Consider the following 17,202-nt stretch of genomic DNA (forward strand, 5'->3'; position numbering starts at 1 on the left):
CTTTGCTCCCGCCGGATCAAGCCGCCACCAGGCCGCGCGCTTCGGCGGCAGGCGCCGGCAGGCGGGCGGACGGATAGTGGGTCGAGAACACCAGCCGGCCGGCGCTCCAGGTGTAGCTGATGAGCGGCAACGCGCCGACCTGCGCCACCGCCACCAGGTCGGCGCGCAGTCCCACCGCGATGCGGCCGCGATCCGACAGGCCGCAGGCATCGGCCGGATTGGCGGTGACCAGCGCCAGCGCCTGCGGCAGCGTCAGGTCGGTCTGCGCCGCCACAGCGAAGGCCGCGGCGATCAGCGTCGAGGGCTGGTAGTCCGAGCACAGGCAGCTCGCCACGCCGGCGCGGATCGCGTCGATGGCGCGCATCGAGCCGCTCTGGCTCTTGCCGCGCAGCACGTTGGGCGCGCCCAGGATGGTGGGCAGGCCGCAGGAGACGGCGGCGCGGGCGGTGTGCAGCGTGATCGGGAATTCGCTCATCGCCACGCCCAGGTTGCGCATGGTGGCGATGCGATGGATCGAATCGTCGTCATGGCTGGCGGTCGGGATGCCCAGGCCGCGCGCGTGCGCCAGCAGGGTCTCGACCCGCTGCACCGCGCCATCCTTGGCGCGGGCCTTGGCCTGCGCGGCCGCTTCGGCCTGCTCGCGGCTCATGGCGTGGTTGCCGATCATGTATTGCAGGTACGACTCCAGCGTCTTGAACTGGCCCTGGCCGGGCGAGTGGTCCATCACCGACAGCAGGTCCACCGCGCCTTCGTCCATCAGCTGTCGCAGCACCGGCACCGAGGTCGCGTCGGTGATTTCGTAGCGGCAGTGCACGCGGTTGTCGACCAGGCTGTGCTGGCGGAAGGCGCGCACGCCGCGTACCACCTGGGCGGCGGTCTCGTTGTTGCGCACGCCCAGGTCGCTGTTGGCGAACGACAGCGCATGGTAGGGCGTGGTGATGCCGGCCGCGGCGTTGCGACGGTCCACCTGGGCCACCGCGAAGTCCAGCGGGAACAGCACCTTCGAGCGCGGCTCGGCTTCCTTTTCGATGGCGTCGCAATGCAGGTCGACCAGCCCCGGCACCAGCGTCAGGCCGCGCAGGTCGATCTCGTGGGCGGCGCGGGCGCCGTCGGGCGCGATGGCGGCGATGACGCCGTCCTCGATCAGGACGGCGCTGTCTTCCAGCACGCGGTCCGGCAGCACGACGCGGGCGTGGGTCAGGTAGGTGCTGGTCATGCTCACTCCAGTTCGACGGCGGTCTGCGCGGGGCGCAAGGCCAGGATTCGGGACGCCACGGCGTCGCGCACTTCGGCGTCGTGGAAAATGCCCAGGAGGCAACGGCCGGCGGCGCGCGCCTCATGGATCAGCGCCATCACCACCGCGCGGTTGTCCGGGTCCAGCGACGCCGTCGGCTCGTCCAGCAGCAGGATGGGATGCCGGGCGATGAAGCCGCGGGCGATGTTGACGCGCTGCTGTTCGCCGCCCGAGAAGGTGGCGGGCGCCAGTCCCCACAGGCGCTGCGGCACGTTCAGGCGCCGCAGCATGGCGCCGGCGCGCTCGCGGGCCTCGTCCGGCTCGACGCCGGCCATGCGCAGCGGCTCGGCCACCACGTCCAGCGCCGACACGCGCGGGATCACCCGCAGGAACTGGCTGACGTAGCCAATGACGTCGCGCCGCAGCGCCAGGATGCGCTGCTCGGGCGCGCCGACCAGTTCGACCCAGTCATCGCCGGCGCGCACGCGGATGCTGCCTTCGGTGGCCAGGTAATTGCCGTACAGGCAGCGCAGCAAGGTGCTCTTGCCGGTGCCCGACGGGCCGGCCAGCACCAGGCAGTCGCCGGCGGCGGCGTCGAAATCGACCGCTTCCAGCACCGGCAGGCGGATGCCGCCCTGGTTATGCAAGGTGAACATCTTTCCGAGGCCCCGCACCTCGATCATGGGTTTCGCGACAGTCATGGTCAGCTCTGCAAAATGGAAGACACCAGCAACTGGGTGTAGGGATGCTGCGGATCGTCGAGGATCTGGTCGGTCAGGCCGCTTTCGACCACCTCGCCGCCGCGCATCACCAGGGTGCGGTGCGCCAGCAGGCGCGCCACCGCCAGATCATGGGTGACGACGATGGCGGCCAGGCCCAGGTCGGTCACCAGCTGACGCAGCAGGTCCAGCAGGCGCGCCTGCACCGAGACGTCGAGCGACGCGGTCGGCTCGTCCATGAACACCAGGCGCGGATGGGTCACCAGGTTGCGGGCAATCTGCAGGCGCTGCTGCATGCCGCCGGAGAAAGAAGCCGGCGCGTCATCCAGGCGGCCGACGTCGATCTCCATCTTCCGCAGCCAGCTGCCCGCGGCCTGGCGCAACTCGCCGTAGTGGCGGTCGCCCACCGCCATCAGGCGCTCGGCGATGTTGGCGCCGGCGCTGACCTGCATGCGCAGGCCGTCGCGGGCGTTCTGGCGCACGAATCCCCAGTCGGTGCGGGCCAGCAGCCGCAGGCGCGCGCCGGACAGCGCGGCCAGGTCGGTGAAACCCTGGTCGCGGGTGTCGTACCAGACGCTGCCGGCGTCGGGCGCGGTCTGGTACGACACCGCCGACAGCAACGTGCTCTTGCCGGAACCGGATTCGCCCACCACGCACAGCACTTCGCCGGGGAACAGATCGAAACTGACGTTGCGGCAACCGTGCACGCCGTCCCAGGTGCGCGTCATGCCGCGCACGGAAAGCAAGGGTTGGGCGTTCATGCGGTGGCTTCCTTTTCGGCTTGCGCGGCCTGGCGGTCGTTGCAGTATTCGGTATCGGAGCAGACGAAGCGGCGGGTGCCGGCATCGTCCAGGATGATCTCGTCGAGGAAGCTGTCGCGCGAGCCGCACACGTCGCAGCATTCCGACCACTTCTCCACGGTGAAGGGATGGTCCTCGAAGTCCAGGCTCTTGACCCGGGTGTAAGGCGGCACCGCATAGACCCGCTTCTCGCGGCCGGCGCCGAACAGCATCAGCGCCGGGCTGTTGTCCAGCTTGGGGTTGTCGAACTTCGGGATCGGCGACGGCCGCATCATGTAGCGGTCATTGACGATCACGGGATAGTCGTAGGTGGTGGCGATGTGGCCATGCTGGGCGATGTCCTCGTACAGCTTGACGTGCATGCCGCCATATTCGGCCAGCGCGTGCATGGTGCGGGTCTCGGTCTCGCTCGGCTCGAGCCAGCGCAGCGGCTCGGGGATCGGCACCTGGAACACCATGATCTGGTCGGCCCGCAGCGGCGTTTCCGGAATGCGGTGGCGCGTCTGCACGATGCTGGCGTCGCGGGTCGATTCGGTCGTGGCCACGCCGGTCACCCGGCCGAAGAAGCGGCGAATGTTGATGGCGTTGGTGGTGTCGTCCGAGCCCTGGTCGATCACCTTGAGCACGTCGCCCGGGCCGATGATCGACGCGGTCACCTGGATGCCGCCCGTGCCCCAGCCATAGGGCAGCGGCATCTCGCGGCTGCCGAACGGCACCTGGTAGCCGGGAATCGCCACCGCCTTGAGCAGCGCGCGGCGCAGCATGCGCTTGGTGGACTCGTCCAGGTAGGCGAAGTTGTAGTGCTCGTCGCGTTCGACCGCGGCGCCGGGAGTGGGGGAAGTCGTCATGAGGAAATGGCCTCGTCCAGCTGGCGGGTGTTCTCGGGGGCCGGCGCGGCGCGCTCGGCGCGCAGGCGGCGCAGCAGTTCCAGGTTGGCCTGGAAGTCCACGTAGTGCGGCAGCTTCAAGTGCTGCACGAAGCCGGAGGCCTCGACGTTGTCGCTGTGGTACAGCACGAACTCATGGTCATTGGCAGGCGAGTCGGCGCGTTCGCCGAGTTCCTGCGCCTTCAGGGCGCGGTCCACCAGCGCCATCGACATGGCCTTGCGCTCGCCATAGCCGAAGGTCAGGCCATAGCCGCGGGTGAACTTGGGGCCTTCCTCGGCGTTGCCGGCGAACTGGCTCACCATCTGGCATTCGGTGATCTCGATCTCGCCCACCGTGACGGCGAAACCCAGTTCCTCGATGTGCATCTCGACTTCCACGAAACCGTAGCGGATCTCGGCGGCGAACGGGTGCGTGTTGCCGTAGCCGCGCTGCGTGGAATAGCCCATCGACAAGAGGAAGCCCTCGTCGGCGCGCGCCAGATTCTGCAGGCGAGCGGCGCGCGAGGCCGGGAAGTCCAGCGGCTGGCGCGTCAGGTCGAACGGCTCGGGATCGCCCTCGGGCACCGCCTCGGCGTCGATCAGGTCGTCGTGCGCCAGCAGGTCGGTGACGCGCGGCATGGCGCTGTCCAGCGGCTCGCCGCCCGCCGGCAGGGCGTCGGCCTCGCGCTCGGCCTCCAGCGAGAAGTCCAGCAGGCGCTGGGTGTAGTCGTAGGTCGGCCCGAGGATCTGGCCGCCGGGCACGTCCTTGAAGGTGGACGAGATGCGGCGCTGCAGGCGCATGGCGCCGGTGTCGATCGGCTGGGTGTAGCCGTAGCGCGACAGCGTGGTGCGGTAGGCGCGCAGCAGGAACACCGCTTCGATCACGTCGCCGGCGGCCTGCTTGAGCGCCAGCGCCGCCAGTTGCGGATCGTAGAGCGAGCCTTCGGCCATCACGCGCGACACCGCCAGCGGCATCTGTTCGCGGATCTGGTCCAGGCTCAGTTCGGGCAGGGCCCGGTCGCCGCGCCGATAGTCGTCCAGCATGCGGTAGGAATTGAGGATGGCGCGTTCGCCCCCTTTGACGGCTACATACATGTCAGCTCTCCACGCGCGTGCCGCGAGGCAGCGCGCACAGTTGCCGCCCGTGCGTCAGGAACACGTCGACGCCCAGCGGAAAACGTTGATGGTTGATGCGCCAGTCGCGCCAGAAGCCGTCCGGCAGGCCGGCGGCGCGCAGCGCCTGGCGGCTCTGGATGCCGGGGCCGGTCAGCGTGACCTCGGCGCCGGCGTCCAGCGACGCGACCTCGATCAGCAGCGTGGTGGACAGGTCCGGATAGGCCGGGTCGCCGGGATGGCACGACGCTAGCGTGGGCGCGCTGGCGCCCGCCGGCACCGCCGCGAATCGCGCCAGGGAGGCCGACGGCACCATTGGGCAGGCGCAATGGAAACGCAGGAAGTCGAGCACGCCGGCGTCCAGGCCCTGCGGCAGCCACAGCGGCGTGTCCACGTCCACCAGCGTCAGCAGCAGCGCGGTCAGCGCCGGCGACAGGCCGGCCGGCACGCCGCTGGCGGCGGCCACTTCGTACACGCGGCCCGGATGCGCCATGGCGTTGAGCGCGGTGCGGAAGGTGGCCTGCGCGTCGTTCACCGGGTCCGCGAAGCCCGGCAGCAGCTTGCGGCTCGCGGCGGCCGCGCCAAGAAGTTCTTGATGCATGTCAGTCCTCGCCTCGCACCATCGTGAAGAATTCGACCTTGGTCTGCGCGGCGACGCGCGCCTGGCGCTCGACGCGCTCGGCGCGCTCGCGCGCCAGCGGCTGGATCAGCTGCGCCTGCACCGTGTCGTGCCAATCGGGCAGTTGCAGCAGCGCGTCGGCCACCGCGGCCTGCTCGGCATGGCGCAGCGAACGGCCCTGCACGTAGGCGATGCCGACCACGCCGTTGTCCAGGCTGACGGCGCAACGTGTCACCGTCATTTCGCCCAGGTTGAAACGCGCGCCAGTGCCGCCGCCCCGGGCCCGCACCATGGCCATGCCGGTCTGCGCCGGGCGCAGCATCTGATGCGGGGGCACCCCGCCGAGCGAGCCGAAGGCCCCTTCCAGCATGGCGGGGGCGGCCAGTGCCAACACCCGCATCCAGGCGGCCCGTTGCGCCTGGATTTCCCCCGGCGCGGTTTGTGGATGGTCCATTTTTTCCTCTAAACGTCTAGACGACTGGATGGAGTATGATCGCGTTCGGAAGCAAGTTCAACAGCCTGGCGTGAATTTTTGATGACAGTTGCGGCGGGGACGCATTGCCTATCCCGCGTCCGCCGCTTGGTGCACAATCACAGCCATTCTTGATGAAGCTGATATGACAGCACGAGCACATCCCATGGTCGAAAGAGGTTCCGGTATCGCCGTGTGGCGACAGATTGGCGAATCGCTGGCGGACGACATCCGCAACAAGCTGTACATGGCGGGCGAACAGTTGCCCTCCGAACCGGAGCTGGCCGCCAAGTTCTCCGTCAATCGCCACACCATCCGGCGCGCCATGGGCGAGTTGGAACAGAGCGGGCTGGTGCGCATCGAGCAGGGGCGCGGCACCTTCGTGCAGGAACACGCCATCGACTACGCCATCGGCAAGCGCACGCGCTTTTCCGAGAACCTGCGCAGCCAGGGCATGCTGGGGCACCTCGAAGCCCTGGGCAGCCAGACACTGCGCGCCGCCGACATCGCCAAACACCTGGGCCTGGCGCGCAATGCCCCGCTGCTGCGGGTGCAGATGGTGGGCAAGGCCGAGAACCGCCCCATCAGCACCTCCGAGCACTACTTCGATGAAAAGCGCTTCCCCGACTTCATCGAGCGCCTGAACGCGCTGCGCTCGGTCTCGAAGGTCTACGCCCACTATGACATCGGCGACTACACCCGAAAATGGTCGCGCATCACCGCCACCCTGCCGTCGCCGGAAGTGGCGCGCATCCTGGGGCAGCCCAAGACGCGCCCGATCCTGCAAGTGGAAGCCCTGAACGTGGACCAGGCCGGCGCGCCGTTGCAATACAGCATCACCCGTTTCGTCGGCGACCTGGTCCAGCTCATGGTGGCCGACGACAGTTGAGGACGATGCGCGGCGGCCGCGCGCGGCCGCTTGCGCCGCCCTGTGATTCCACTCATCTAGACATCTGGTTGTAATGCTACGCCGCTAACTTTCCATTCATGAACCCAGCACACGCCCCCTCGCCCCTGGCCGGTGTCACAGGCCAACGTATCCTGACCCCGCGCGGCATCGAACACGCCAGCCTGCGATTCCATGGAGGACTGATCGACGACGCCAGCAACGCGGCCGCGCGCGGCGCGGCCTGGTTCGACGCCGGCAATCTGCTGGTGCTGCCCGGCATCGTCGACCTGCATGGCGACGCCTTCGAACGCGCCATCATGCCGCGCCCCAGCGTCACTTTCCCCTACGACGGCGCCTTGTTCGACGTCGACCGCCAATTGCTGGCCAACGGCATCACCACCGAATTCCACGGCGTCACCCTGTCCTGGGAAGGCGGCCTGCGCGGCGAGGCCTACGCCGAACGCATGTTCGCGGCGCTCGAGCGCATGGGACCCATCATGGGCGCGCGCCACTATGTACACCTGCGGTTCGAGACCCACCACGTGGGCGGGGTCGAGACCGCGCAGCAATGGATCCGCGACGGCCGCGTACGCTTCCTGGCGCTCAACGACCACCTGCCCAGCATGGCGCGCCGCCTGGGCGACGACCGCAAGCTGCTGCAGTACGCCGACCGCGCCGAATGCGACCTGGACACCTTCCAGGAACGCATCCGCCGCGCCATGGGCGCGGCCGACTCCGTGGCCGACGCCATGCGCGAGCTGACCGCCAGCGCGCAGGCCGCCGGACTGCGGGTCGCCTCGCACGACGACCCCGACGCCGCCACCCGCCGCTATTACCACCAGCTCGGTTGCGGCGTGGCGGAGTTCCCGCTGACGCGCGACGCCGCCAGCGTGGCCCGCGACCTGGGCAACTCGGTCGTCTTCGGCGCGCCCAACGTGGTGCGCGGCGGCAGCCACACCAACGCCCCCAGCGCCACTGAAATGATCCGCGCCGGCCTGTGCGACATCCTGACCTCCGACTACTACTATCCCGCGCCGCTGGCCGCCGTGCTGCGTCTGGCCAACGACGGCGTGCTGCCGCTGGAACAAGCCTGGAACCTGGTGTCGCTGAACCCGGCCCGCGCCGCCGGCCTGCGGGATCGCGGCGCGCTGGCGCCCGGACTGATCGCCGACGCCATCGTGGTCGACGATCACGTGCCCGGCCTGCCGCGCGTCTGCGCCGCCATCGTCGGCGGCGAGCTGCGCTACGCCACCCGTGCCTTCGGCGACGACCACAATCAGCGCATGGCGGCCTGATCATGCCGTCGGCCCACCGCTATGCGCTATACCTGGCCCCCACCGGCCCCTGGCGTGAACTCGGCAGCCGCTGGCTGGGCCGCTGCGCCGACACCGGCGCGGCCCTGCCGCCGCTGCCCGGCCAGCCCGAGGCCGCGCGCGACTGGACCGAGGCGCCGCGCCATTACGGCCTGCACGCCACCCTGAAGCCGCCGTTCCGTCTGCGCGCCGGCGCCACGCCGCGGGACGTCGACGCCGCCGCGCGCCAACTCGCCGCCGGCGACAGCGCCTTCGCCATCCAGCTCGAATGCGAGCCGCTGCGCGGCTTCCTGGCCTGGCGCATCGCCGCCACCGACGCGGAGGGCCGCGCCCGCATCAACGCCCTGGCCGCCGCCGCCGTGCGCGGCCTGGACGACCTGCGCGCGCCCGCCACCGCCGACGAACTGGCCCGGCGCCAGGCGCACGCGCTGTCGTCCGAACAGCAAGCCATGCTGGCGCGCTGGGGCTACCCCTATGTGTTCGACACCTTCACCTTCCACATCACGCTGACCGGCAAGCTCGACGGCGCCGCGCTGGAGCAGGCGCGGGCCGGCATCGCGGCGTTCGCCGATCCGCTGCGCGGCCAGCCCATGGCGGTGCCCGGCGTCAGCGTCTATGTCCAGCCGCAAGCGGGCGCCGACTTCATCGTCGCGCGCCACTATCCCTTCGATGGCGGCCACGTCGACGCGGCGGGCGCGGCCTACCTGCAAGGACCGGCGACGGCATGAACCCGCCCGTTCCCGCCAGCGGCGAACGCCTGGTCTACCTGATGGGCGCCTCCGGCAGCGGCAAGGACACCCTGCTGCGGCGGCTGCGCGCCGGACTGCGCGACAACGAACCGGTGCTGGTGGCGCACCGCTACATCACGCGCGACAGCGGCGCCACCGAAGACGCACTGTGCCTGAGCGCCGAGGAATTCGCGCGCCGCGCGGCACTGGGCTGTTTCGCCCTGCACTGGGCCAGCCATGGCCTGCGCTACGGCATCGGCATCGAGGTCGACGCCTGGCTGGAGGGCGGCGCGGCCGTCATCATCAATGGTTCGCGCGCGCACCTGGCCGAGGCGCACCGGCGCTATCCGGCGCTGACCGCGGTCGAGATCACGGTCGACCCCGCGCAACTGGCGCGGCGGCTGGCGGCGCGCGGCCGCGAAACGCCCGAACAGATCGCCCTGCGCCTGCAACGCGCCGCGCAGGACTTCCCCGTCCCCGAGGGCTGCCGCCTGCTGCGTGTCGGCAACAACGGCGCGCCGGAAGCCGCCACCGCCGAACTGCTGGATATCGCCCGCGGCCGCCTGATCGCGTAGCCCGCGCCGGCATCGCCGCGAAACGCCCGCCGCGACGCCACGGCCGCTCCAGCCGGGCGCCTTACGCCCGCGGTCGAGCGTCCGGCCCCAGGTCGGCGCACAGCTCCAGCAGGATGTCGGAAAAGCATTCCTCCGCCGCCAGCGCCTGCTCGCGCCGGCGGCGGATCAGGTTGATCGGCGGCAACTCCCAGCCAAAGTCCCACGGCACCATGCCCAGCTTGCCGCGCTGGCACAGCTCGCGCGCGATGTCCTCGGGCACCACCGACATGAGCGCGGGGTTGGCGCTCAGCATGCCCTCGATCACATCGGTGGAATAGGCTTCCAGCACCGGCGCCGGCGAACGCAGGCCGGCGCGGATGAAGTGCTCGACGATCAGCTGGCGCGTCGGCGTGTTGACCGCCGGCAGCACCCAATCCATCCGCGCCACCGCCGGCCAATCCGCCTCGCGCCGCGCCAGGCGCTGCGCCAATCGGCTGTGCGCGATCAGGCGCGGCCGCTGGCGGTACAGCACGCGATGGGTCAGGTCATCCTGCGCCAGGGTCGAAGTCGCCCGGCTGATGATGCAATCGAGCTCGTGCCGCCGCAGCATCGGCACCAGGTGGTCGGTGGTGGCGCGGTGCAGCGTCAGGGTCACGCCGTGGCGCTGGTGCAGCCGGCCGATGGCGGCGGTCAGCAGCGCGCTGGACACGTACGGCACCACACCGACATGCAGATGCGCCGCGCGGCCGTCGTGCAGCGCCTCGACCTCGCGCGCCCACAGGTCCAGGTCGCCCTGCATGCGGCGGGCCCGCACCAGCGCCAGTTCGCCCAGCGGCGTGGGCTGCATGCCGCGCCCGGTGCGCAGGAATAGCGGCGCGCCGAAGATGTCCTCGAGCTCGGCCAGCGCCTTGGTGGCGGCGGGCTGGCTGATGCCGGTGGCGGCCGCCACGCGGGTCAGCGTGCCGTGCTTGGCGATATTCGCCAGCAACACCAGATGGCGGTGGCGCAGGCGGTTGGCGAGTCGGGCGGCGTCCCAGGTCAAGGCGGTCTACTCATAACTGATTGGTTATTCAATTATGCCAACAATGGGTACATCAGTTATTTCACAATCCTATACTGCGCCGTATCCCCATCCCGCCCGACCGCCCATGTCCGACTTCACCACCCGCCCCGAAATCCGCGGCACTTTCGGCGTCGCCTCATCCACCCACTGGCTGGCGTCGCAGGTCGCCATGGGCGTGCTGGAGCGCGGCGGCAACGCCTTCGACGCCGCCGTGGCCGGCGGCTTCACGCTGCAGATCGTCGAGCCGCACCTGAACGGCCCCGGCGGCGAAGTGCCGATCCTGCTGTGGAGCGAACGCGAAGGCCGCATGCGCGCGCTGTGCGGCCAGGGGCCCGCGCCGGCGCTGGCAACGCCGGCCTACTTCCGCGGACTCGGCGTAGACCTGGTGCCCGGCATCGGCCTGCTGCCCGCCACCGTGCCCGGCGCTTTCGGCGCCTGGTTGACGATGCTGCGCGACTACGGCACCTGGGAACTGGCCGACGTGCTGCGCCCGGCCATCGACTACGCCCGCAACGGCTTCCCGCTGGTGCCGCGCATCTCGCAGGCCATCCTGGCGGTGCAGGCCCTGTTCCGCGACGAATGGACCAGCTCGGCCGCCGTCTGGCTGCCCGACGGCAAGGTGCCCGCGCCCGGCGCGCTGCTGCGCACGCCGGCCATCGCCGCCACCTACACCCGCATCCTGGACGAGGCGCACGCGGCGGCGACCGACCGCAATGGCCGCATCGACGCCGCGCTGGCCGTCTGGTATCGCGGCTTCGTCGCCGACGAGATTGACGCCTACTACACCCATGAAGCCGTACGCGACACCACCGGCCAGCGCAATCGCGGCCTGCTGCGCAAGGCCGACCTGGCCGACTGGCGCGCCCGCTACGACGATCCGGTCACGCTGCAATACGGCCGCTACACGGTGGCCAAGTGCGGCGTCTGGTCCCAAGGCCCGGTGCACCTGCAGCAGCTGGCGCTGCTGCGCCACCTGCAAATGGACGGACTGGACCCGGCCTCGCCGCAATTCGTGCACCGCATCGCCGAGGCCGCCAAGCTGGCCTTCGCCGACCGCGCCGCCTGGTACGGCGATCCCGATTTCGTCGACGTGCCGTTGGCCGCGCTGTTGAGCGACGACTACGCCCGCGCGCGCGCCGCCGCCATCGGCCCGCGCGCCGCCACCACGCTGCAGCCCGGCTCCCCCGGGGGCCGCGCGCCGCGCCTGCCCGACCTGGAAGCCGCCGCCCGCACCCTGGCCGCGTCCGACACCCGCTTCGGCGTGGGCGAGCCGACCTTCGCGGCGCTGCCGCCGGTGGCGGAATGGGCCGCTCGCGAGATCTTCGTCGGCGACACCTGCCAGATCGACGTCATCGACCGCGACGGCAACATGGTCGCGGCCACGCCGTCCGGCGGCTGGCTGTCGTCAAGTCCGGTGGTGCCGGCGCTGGGCTTCCCGCTCACCACGCGATTGCAGATGACCTGGCTGGACGAGGGCGTGCCCGGCCAGCTGCAACCCGGCAAGCGGCCCTGCACCACGCTGTCGCCCGGCCTGGCGCTGCGCGACGGCCTGCCCTACATGGCCTTCGGCACGCCCGGCGGCGACCAGCAGGACCAGTGGACCGTGTCCTTCTTCCTGCGCCACGCCATGGGCCTGAACCTGCAGGCGGCGATCGACGCGCCGTCCTGGCACATCGACCATTTCCCGGGCTCGTTCTGGCCGCGTTCGCTGACGCTGAACCGCCTGACCGTCGAAGGCCGCCTGCCCGAGGCCACGCGGCAGGCGCTGCGCGAGGCCGGCCACGACGTGCGCGTCGGCCCCGACTGGTCCGAAGGCCGCATCAGCGCCTGCACCCGCGAACCGGCGGCCGGCGGCGGCCTGCTGCTGCGCGCCGCCGCCAACCCGCGCGGCATGCAGGGCTACGCGGTCGGCCGATGAACCATTTTTCCATCCAGCCGGCGCACAGACCGGCCACATCACAAGGGGTAAACACCATGAAGACCATCCGACGACTGTTGCGCGCCTGCGCCCTGACCCTGGCCTGCGCCGCGCCCGTGCTGGCGCACGCCGCCTGGCCCGAAAAGCCGATCACGCTGATCGTGCCGTGGGCCGCCGGCGGCTCCACCGACATCCTGGCGCGCGTGCTGTCCGAAGGCCTGACGCAGTCGCTGGGCCAGCCCGTCATCGTCGAGAACCGCTCGGGCGCCTCGGGCAACATCGGCAGCACCTTCGTGGCGCGCGCCAAGCCCGACGGTTATACGCTGCTGGTCGGCTCGATGAGCACCCACACCATGAACCAGGCGCTGTACGGCAACATGCCGTTCGACGGCGTCAAGGACTTCACGCCCATCGCCGAATTGGCGCTGGTCACCAATACGATGGTGGTGCATCCCTCGGTGCCGGCCAGCAACGTCAAGGAATTCATCGACTACGTCAAGGCCAATCCTGACAAGGTGGCCTACGCCTCGGCCGGCCAGGGCTCGACCAATCACCTGAGCGCCGCGCTGTTCGAGAAGGCCGCCGGCGTGAAGATGATGCACATCCCCTACCGCGGCGGCGCGCCGGCTGTGCTGGATACGGTGGCCGGCCGCACCCAGGTGCTGTTCAGCGCCGGCACCCAGACCCTGCCGCACGTGCAGACCGGCAAGCTCAAGCTGCTGGCCGTCACCGAGGAACAGCGTTCGCCGCTGCTGCCCGAGGTGCCGACCGTGGCCGAGACCCTGCCCGGCTATGAACTGTCGGTCTGGTACGGCGCCTTCGGCCCGGCCGGCATGCCGCCCGAACTGACCACGCGCCTGAACCAGGAGATCAACAAGATCCTCAAGCGGCCCGACGTGGTCAAGAAGATGGGCGACATGGGCGTGCTGCTGCTGGACACCACCCCGGAGCAGTTCGGCCAGGTGCTGGCGCGCGACGCCGACAAGTACGGCAAGCTGATCAAGGAACTGGGAATCACCGCCGAATGAGCCTCACGTCCGACCCCCTCGAACGCCTGGCGCTGGCCTATGACGGGGCCTCGGCCCCGGCCGCTTTCGCCGCGCTCGACGCGCATGCCCACGCCACGCTGGCGCACACGCTTTGCACCATCAACCGCCATGATGCCGAACGCATGCGGGTGGTGCGGCTGTACAGTTCGAACCCCGCCGCCTATCCGCCCGGCGGGAGCAAGGACAAGCGCGGCACGGCCTGGGGCCGCCACGTGCTGCTCGAACGCCAGGTCTTCATCGGCGAGGGCGTCGACGCGATCCGCGAATTCTTCGACGACCATGACGCGATCCAGGCGCTCGGCCTGCGATCGGTGATCAACGTGCCGGTGGTGTTCGACGGCGCCTGCCTGGGCACCGTCAACTTCCTGATGCCGCGCGCGGCGCTGACGCCGGCCGACATCGCCGCCGCCCGGCTGGCGGGCCTGCTGGCCCTGCCGGCCTTCCTGGCGCTGACGCCGGCCGGTTGAAATGCGGGGCGCGCCTCGGCGCGCCCCGGGCTCAGATCAGCGCGCGGCGGATGCGGGCCGAGGCCATGTCGATCACCACCACGAAGCCGACGATGATGATCATCACCGCGCAGGTCTCGGCGTAGCGGAAGCTGCGGATGATTTCCCACAGCACGGTGCCGATGCCGCCGGCGCCGACAATGCCCACCACCGAGGCCGAGCGCACGTTCGACTCGAAGCGGTACAGCGAGTACGAGATCCACAGCGGCAGCACCTGCGGGATCACGCCGTAGACGATCTCTTCGAGCGCATTGGCGCCGGTGGCGCGCACGCCTTCCACCGGACGCGGGTCGATGGCCTCGACCGCCTCGGAGAACAGCTTGGCCAGCACGCCGGTGGTGTGCACCCACAGCGCCAGCACGCCGGCGAAGGGCCCCAGGCCCACCGCCACGATGAACAACATCGCGAACACCATTTCATTGATGGCGCGGCAGGCGTCCATCAGGCGCCGCATCGGCTGGTAGACCCAGGCCGGCACCATGTTCGACGAGCACAGCAACCCCAGCGGCACCGCCACCACGATCGCCAGGAACGTGCCCCACACGGCGATCTGCACCGTCACGATCATCTCGTCCAGGTACATGCGCCAGTCGCGGAAATTGGGCGGAAAGAAGTCGGCAGCGAACTGGGCCATATTGCCCGAGTCCCGCAGCAGGTCCAGCGGCCGCATGTCGGCGCCACGCCACGACATGACCAGCAGCGCCAGCACAAAGGCCCATACGAGCAGGACCGGCAGCGACGAGCGCGGGGCGGCGGGGGAACGGGAAGAAGGCACGGCCAGGGTCATGGGGATTCCGGAATAGAAAAATCGGATGGACGCGGCGCCGGCGCTTGAGGGGCAAGCGCCAGCGCCGCGTGGCATCGTTACTGCTTGGCGGTCGGTTGGCCCAGGCTGGCCAGCTTGGCGTCCAGGTCGGCCAACTGCTTCTGCTTCTCGGCCTGGCCGATGGTGGCATCGGCCTCGATCTTGGCCTTTTCACGCGCCAGTTCGATCTGGCGGATCGGCACCAGCTGCTGGTTGTCCGAGGCACGGAAGCCCTGATAGGTCAGCGCCTTCAGGTTGGCCATTTCGCGCGCGGCGTCCTTGCCCTTGCCGTAGTTGACGAAGAAGTCGCGGATCTTGGCCTTCATGTCGGCCGGCAGATCGGTGCGCATGACCAGCGGGTCGGCCGGGATCAGCGGCGACTTCCACAGGATGCGCACGCTGTCGTTGGCGTCCTTGCCGGTGCTCAGGCGATAGCGCTCCAGCGCCTCGGTGTTGTTGACGGCCACGTCGACCTGCTTGTTGATGACCGACAGCAGATTGGTTTCGTGGTTGCTGACGCGCACGGCCTTGAAGAAGGTCTTGGGTTCGATCTTGTTGGCGGCCCACAGGTAGTAGCCCGGCACGGCGGTGCCCGAGGTCGAGTTGGGGTCGCCGGCGCCGTAGGTCAGCTGGCCGCGGCGCTTGAGCAGGTCGTCCAGGGACTTGATGTCGCTGTCCTTGTTGACGATCAGCAGCGACCAGTAGCCCGGGTTGCCATCCTTGTCGATGACGGACGCGAACACTTCGCCGCTGGCGCGGTCCACCGCCTCGATGGCCGACTTGTTGCCGTACCAGGCCAGCTGCACCTTGTTGAAGCGCATGCCTTCGATGATGCCGGCGTAGTCCGAAGCGAAGAACGGTTTGACCGGCACGCCGATGGCGCGGCTCAGGTCGTCGATGACCGGCTGCCAGACCGACTTCAGGTTGGTCGACGATTCCGTCGAGATGATGCCGAAGTTCAGCGTCTTGGCGTCTTGCGCATGGACTTGCGTGGACAAGGCGGCAGCGGCGATCAGGGCAACAAAGGTTCTGCGTAGCATGGAAAGCTCCGGGTAGGGAACGGGTAAGGTCAGGCCGCGTAGGCCTGTTGGGAAAGCGGCGCCAGGCCCGGCAGGGGCTGGGCTTGGGGCGTGTATTCGGGAAGCAGCTCGCTCAGTTCCGAGCCGTACAGGTCGCGCAGCATGGCCGGCGTCAGCTCGGCCGAGGGGCCGTCGTAGACCACCTTGCCGTGGCGCAGCGCCACCACGCGCGGGCAGTAGCGCAACGCCACATCAACCTGGTGCAGCGACACCACCACGGCCACCTTGCGGCTGCGGTTGATGTGCGCCAGCGTGTCCATCACGCGGCGCGAGGATTCCGGATCGAGCGAGGCGATCGGTTCATCGGCCAGGATCACGCGGGCGTTCTGCACCAGCGTGCGGGCGATGGCGGCGCGCTGCTGCTGGCCGCCGGACAGCGTCGAGGCGCGCTGAAATGCGTAGTCGTCTATACCAACCTGGGCAAGCGCGTCGAGCCCCTGGCGCACTTCGGCCCGCAGGAACACGCGCGTCAGGCTGCGCCACATCGGCACCCTCGGCAGCAGGCCGGTCAGCACGTTGGTGATGACCGGCAGGCGGCCCACCAGGTTGAATTGCTGGAACACGAAGCCGATGCCGGCGCGGGCCGCGCGCACATTCCGCGACAGGCGGCCATGGCGCTGGATCAACTGGCCGTTGACCGTGACGCTGCCCTGCCCGGCATCGCCGACCACGAAGCCGGCCAGGTGGCGCAGCAGGGTGGACTTGCCGGAGCCCGAGGCGCCCAGCAGCGCCACCATCTCGCCGTCGGCCACGCGCAGGTCGACGTTATCCAGCGCCCGGGCGCCGGGATGGAAGGACTTGCTCAGCCCCTGTACTTCGATGGCGTAGGTCATCGTTGAATCCCCTTGGAATGGTTCATTCGCGCATTCTGTTTTCGCGGCATGACAGCGCGATGACCCGGGAATCGAATCATTTGGCGGAAAATAGGGGCCATGGCAACCGACTGAAAGACATCCGTCACATAAGGCCGCGCCACCGTCGCGGGTGGCGGGTATATTCAAACAATCCCCCCTTTCGACAGGCGGTCATCATGCTCAACGGTTCCTGCCTTTGCGGCCGTGTTGCCTACCAGATCACCGGCCCGCTCACCGACGCGCTCAATTGCCATTGCGCCATGTGCCGCAAGTCGCATGGCGCCGCGTTCCGCAGCCGCGCCACCGTGCAGGCCAGCGACTTCGCCTGGACCAAGGGGGAAAGCCACGTCACCTGGTATTGCTCGTCGCCGGGCAACTACCGTGGCTTCTGCGAGGCCTGCGGCACGCCGCTGCTCAGCCGCTTCGACCAGACGCCCGACATCTACGGCCTGCCCCTGGGCGCCCTGGACGATGACCCCGGCATCAAGCCAGGCGCGCACTGTCATGTGGCGAACAAGGCGCCCTGGTTCGACATCACCGACACCCTGCCGCAATACCCGGACGCGTTCGAAGGCGCCGAAACGTCCCTGCCGCACGCGGTCACCTGAACGGTTACACAGAA

19 protein-coding genes are annotated in these 17,202 nt (G+C 69.6%); 8 read left to right on the forward strand and 11 right to left on the reverse strand.

The window, feature by feature from the left end:
• Positions 1-16: 16 nt before the first annotated feature.
• The 7 genes from ABFG95_RS08790 to phnG are packed head-to-tail and all read right to left on the reverse strand — an operon-like array spanning position 17 to position 5,804.
• Positions 17-1,216 (reverse strand): alpha-D-ribose 1-methylphosphonate 5-triphosphate diphosphatase, encoded by a 1,200-nt coding sequence (locus tag ABFG95_RS08790; protein ID WP_348995768.1) that lies wholly within the window; start codon positions 1,214-1,216, stop codon positions 17-19.
• 2 nt (positions 1,217-1,218) lie between these two features.
• Positions 1,219-1,935 carry a phosphonate C-P lyase system protein PhnL gene (gene phnL, locus ABFG95_RS08795; protein WP_169536226.1) on the reverse strand — a complete coding sequence of 239 codons (717 nt, stop codon included), beginning with the start codon at positions 1,933-1,935 and terminating at the stop codon, positions 1,219-1,221.
• A 2-nt stretch (positions 1,936-1,937) separates the two neighbouring features.
• Positions 1,938-2,714 carry a phosphonate C-P lyase system protein PhnK gene (gene phnK / locus ABFG95_RS08800; protein WP_049075507.1) on the reverse strand — a complete coding sequence of 259 codons (777 nt, stop codon included), beginning with the start codon at positions 2,712-2,714 and terminating at the stop codon, positions 1,938-1,940.
• Positions 2,711-3,601 carry an alpha-D-ribose 1-methylphosphonate 5-phosphate C-P-lyase PhnJ gene (locus ABFG95_RS08805; protein ID WP_063585252.1) on the reverse strand — a complete coding sequence of 297 codons (891 nt, stop codon included), beginning with the start codon at positions 3,599-3,601 and terminating at the stop codon, positions 2,711-2,713. The genes phnK and ABFG95_RS08805 overlap by 4 nt, the downstream gene beginning before the upstream one ends.
• Positions 3,598-4,713, reverse strand: a complete 1,116-nt coding sequence (locus tag ABFG95_RS08810) for a carbon-phosphorus lyase complex subunit PhnI (protein WP_049075513.1) — start codon at positions 4,711-4,713, stop codon at positions 3,598-3,600. The genes ABFG95_RS08805 and ABFG95_RS08810 overlap by 4 nt, the downstream gene beginning before the upstream one ends.
• Before the next feature lies 1 nt (position 4,714).
• Positions 4,715-5,332 carry a phosphonate C-P lyase system protein PhnH gene (phnH, locus tag ABFG95_RS08815; RefSeq protein ID WP_059272366.1) on the reverse strand — a complete coding sequence of 206 codons (618 nt, stop codon included), beginning with the start codon at positions 5,330-5,332 and terminating at the stop codon, positions 4,715-4,717.
• Between the two features lies 1 nt (position 5,333).
• Complete coding sequence (gene phnG, locus ABFG95_RS08820) at positions 5,334-5,804, reverse strand: phosphonate C-P lyase system protein PhnG (protein ID WP_348995769.1); 471 nt, start codon at positions 5,802-5,804, stop codon at positions 5,334-5,336.
• A 184-nt stretch (positions 5,805-5,988) separates the two neighbouring features.
• Between phnG and phnF the strand changes: the two genes are divergently transcribed.
• From phnF to phnN, 4 genes are all read left to right on the forward strand, one after another.
• Positions 5,989-6,711 carry a phosphonate metabolism transcriptional regulator PhnF gene (gene phnF, locus ABFG95_RS08825; RefSeq protein ID WP_049075519.1) on the forward strand — a complete coding sequence of 241 codons (723 nt, stop codon included), beginning with the start codon at positions 5,989-5,991 and terminating at the stop codon, positions 6,709-6,711.
• Between the two features lie 98 nt (positions 6,712-6,809).
• A complete protein-coding gene (locus ABFG95_RS08830) occupies positions 6,810-8,006 on the forward strand; it encodes an alpha-D-ribose 1-methylphosphonate 5-triphosphate diphosphatase (RefSeq protein ID WP_059272368.1) in 1,197 nt (398 codons plus the stop codon).
• 2 nt (positions 8,007-8,008) lie between these two features.
• Positions 8,009-8,752: a DUF1045 domain-containing protein gene (locus ABFG95_RS08835; RefSeq protein ID WP_278993452.1), complete on the forward strand. Its 744-nt coding sequence runs from the start codon at positions 8,009-8,011 to the stop codon at positions 8,750-8,752.
• The gene (phnN, locus tag ABFG95_RS08840; RefSeq protein ID WP_348995770.1) at positions 8,749-9,327 is read left to right on the forward strand and encodes a phosphonate metabolism protein/1,5-bisphosphokinase (PRPP-forming) PhnN; all 579 of its coding nucleotides are present in this window, start codon (positions 8,749-8,751) and stop codon (positions 9,325-9,327) included. Before ABFG95_RS08835 ends, phnN begins: the two co-directional genes overlap by 4 nt.
• 61 nt (positions 9,328-9,388) lie before the next feature.
• On the opposite strand, the gene ABFG95_RS08845 is transcribed toward phnN, so the two are convergent.
• Entirely contained in the window at positions 9,389-10,348 is a 960-nt protein-coding gene (locus ABFG95_RS08845) for a LysR substrate-binding domain-containing protein (protein ID WP_054417153.1), read from the reverse strand.
• Positions 10,349-10,454: 106 nt separating this feature from the next.
• Between ABFG95_RS08845 and ABFG95_RS08850 the strand changes: the two genes are divergently transcribed.
• From ABFG95_RS08850 to ABFG95_RS08860, 3 genes are read left to right on the forward strand one after another with little or no spacing between them, the layout of a single operon-like run.
• Positions 10,455-12,287 (forward strand): gamma-glutamyltransferase family protein, encoded by a 1,833-nt coding sequence (locus ABFG95_RS08850; RefSeq protein ID WP_348995771.1) that lies wholly within the window; start codon positions 10,455-10,457, stop codon positions 12,285-12,287.
• A gap of 56 nt (positions 12,288-12,343) precedes the next feature.
• Positions 12,344-13,315 (forward strand): tripartite tricarboxylate transporter substrate binding protein, encoded by a 972-nt coding sequence (locus ABFG95_RS08855; RefSeq protein WP_059272371.1) that lies wholly within the window; start codon positions 12,344-12,346, stop codon positions 13,313-13,315.
• The gene (locus tag ABFG95_RS08860; RefSeq protein WP_348995772.1) at positions 13,312-13,803 is read left to right on the forward strand and encodes a GAF domain-containing protein; all 492 of its coding nucleotides are present in this window, start codon (positions 13,312-13,314) and stop codon (positions 13,801-13,803) included. The genes ABFG95_RS08855 and ABFG95_RS08860 overlap by 4 nt, the downstream gene beginning before the upstream one ends.
• A gap of 31 nt (positions 13,804-13,834) precedes the next feature.
• Here the strand turns inward: ABFG95_RS08860 and phnE are convergent, their stop codons facing one another.
• From phnE to phnC, 3 genes are all read right to left on the reverse strand, one after another.
• A complete protein-coding gene (gene phnE / locus ABFG95_RS08865) occupies positions 13,835-14,629 on the reverse strand; it encodes a phosphonate ABC transporter, permease protein PhnE (RefSeq protein ID WP_020926712.1) in 795 nt (264 codons plus the stop codon).
• Between the two features lie 77 nt (positions 14,630-14,706).
• A complete protein-coding gene (gene phnD / locus ABFG95_RS08870; protein ID WP_049075533.1) occupies positions 14,707-15,687 on the reverse strand; it encodes a phosphonate ABC transporter substrate-binding protein in 981 nt (326 codons plus the stop codon).
• A 29-nt stretch (positions 15,688-15,716) separates the two neighbouring features.
• Positions 15,717-16,559, reverse strand: coding sequence for a phosphonate ABC transporter ATP-binding protein (phnC, locus tag ABFG95_RS08875; RefSeq protein ID WP_063585256.1), 843 nt, complete (start codon positions 16,557-16,559; stop codon positions 15,717-15,719).
• Positions 16,560-16,756: 197 nt separating this feature from the next.
• Between phnC and ABFG95_RS08880 the strand changes: the two genes are divergently transcribed.
• Positions 16,757-17,188, forward strand: a complete 432-nt coding sequence (locus ABFG95_RS08880) for a GFA family protein (RefSeq protein WP_049075536.1) — start codon at positions 16,757-16,759, stop codon at positions 17,186-17,188.
• Positions 17,189-17,202 lie beyond the last annotated feature (14 nt).

It is taken from the genome of Achromobacter sp. HNDS-1, assembly GCF_040084795.1.
GTDB lineage: Bacteria > Pseudomonadota > Gammaproteobacteria > Burkholderiales > Burkholderiaceae_B > Achromobacter > Achromobacter ruhlandii.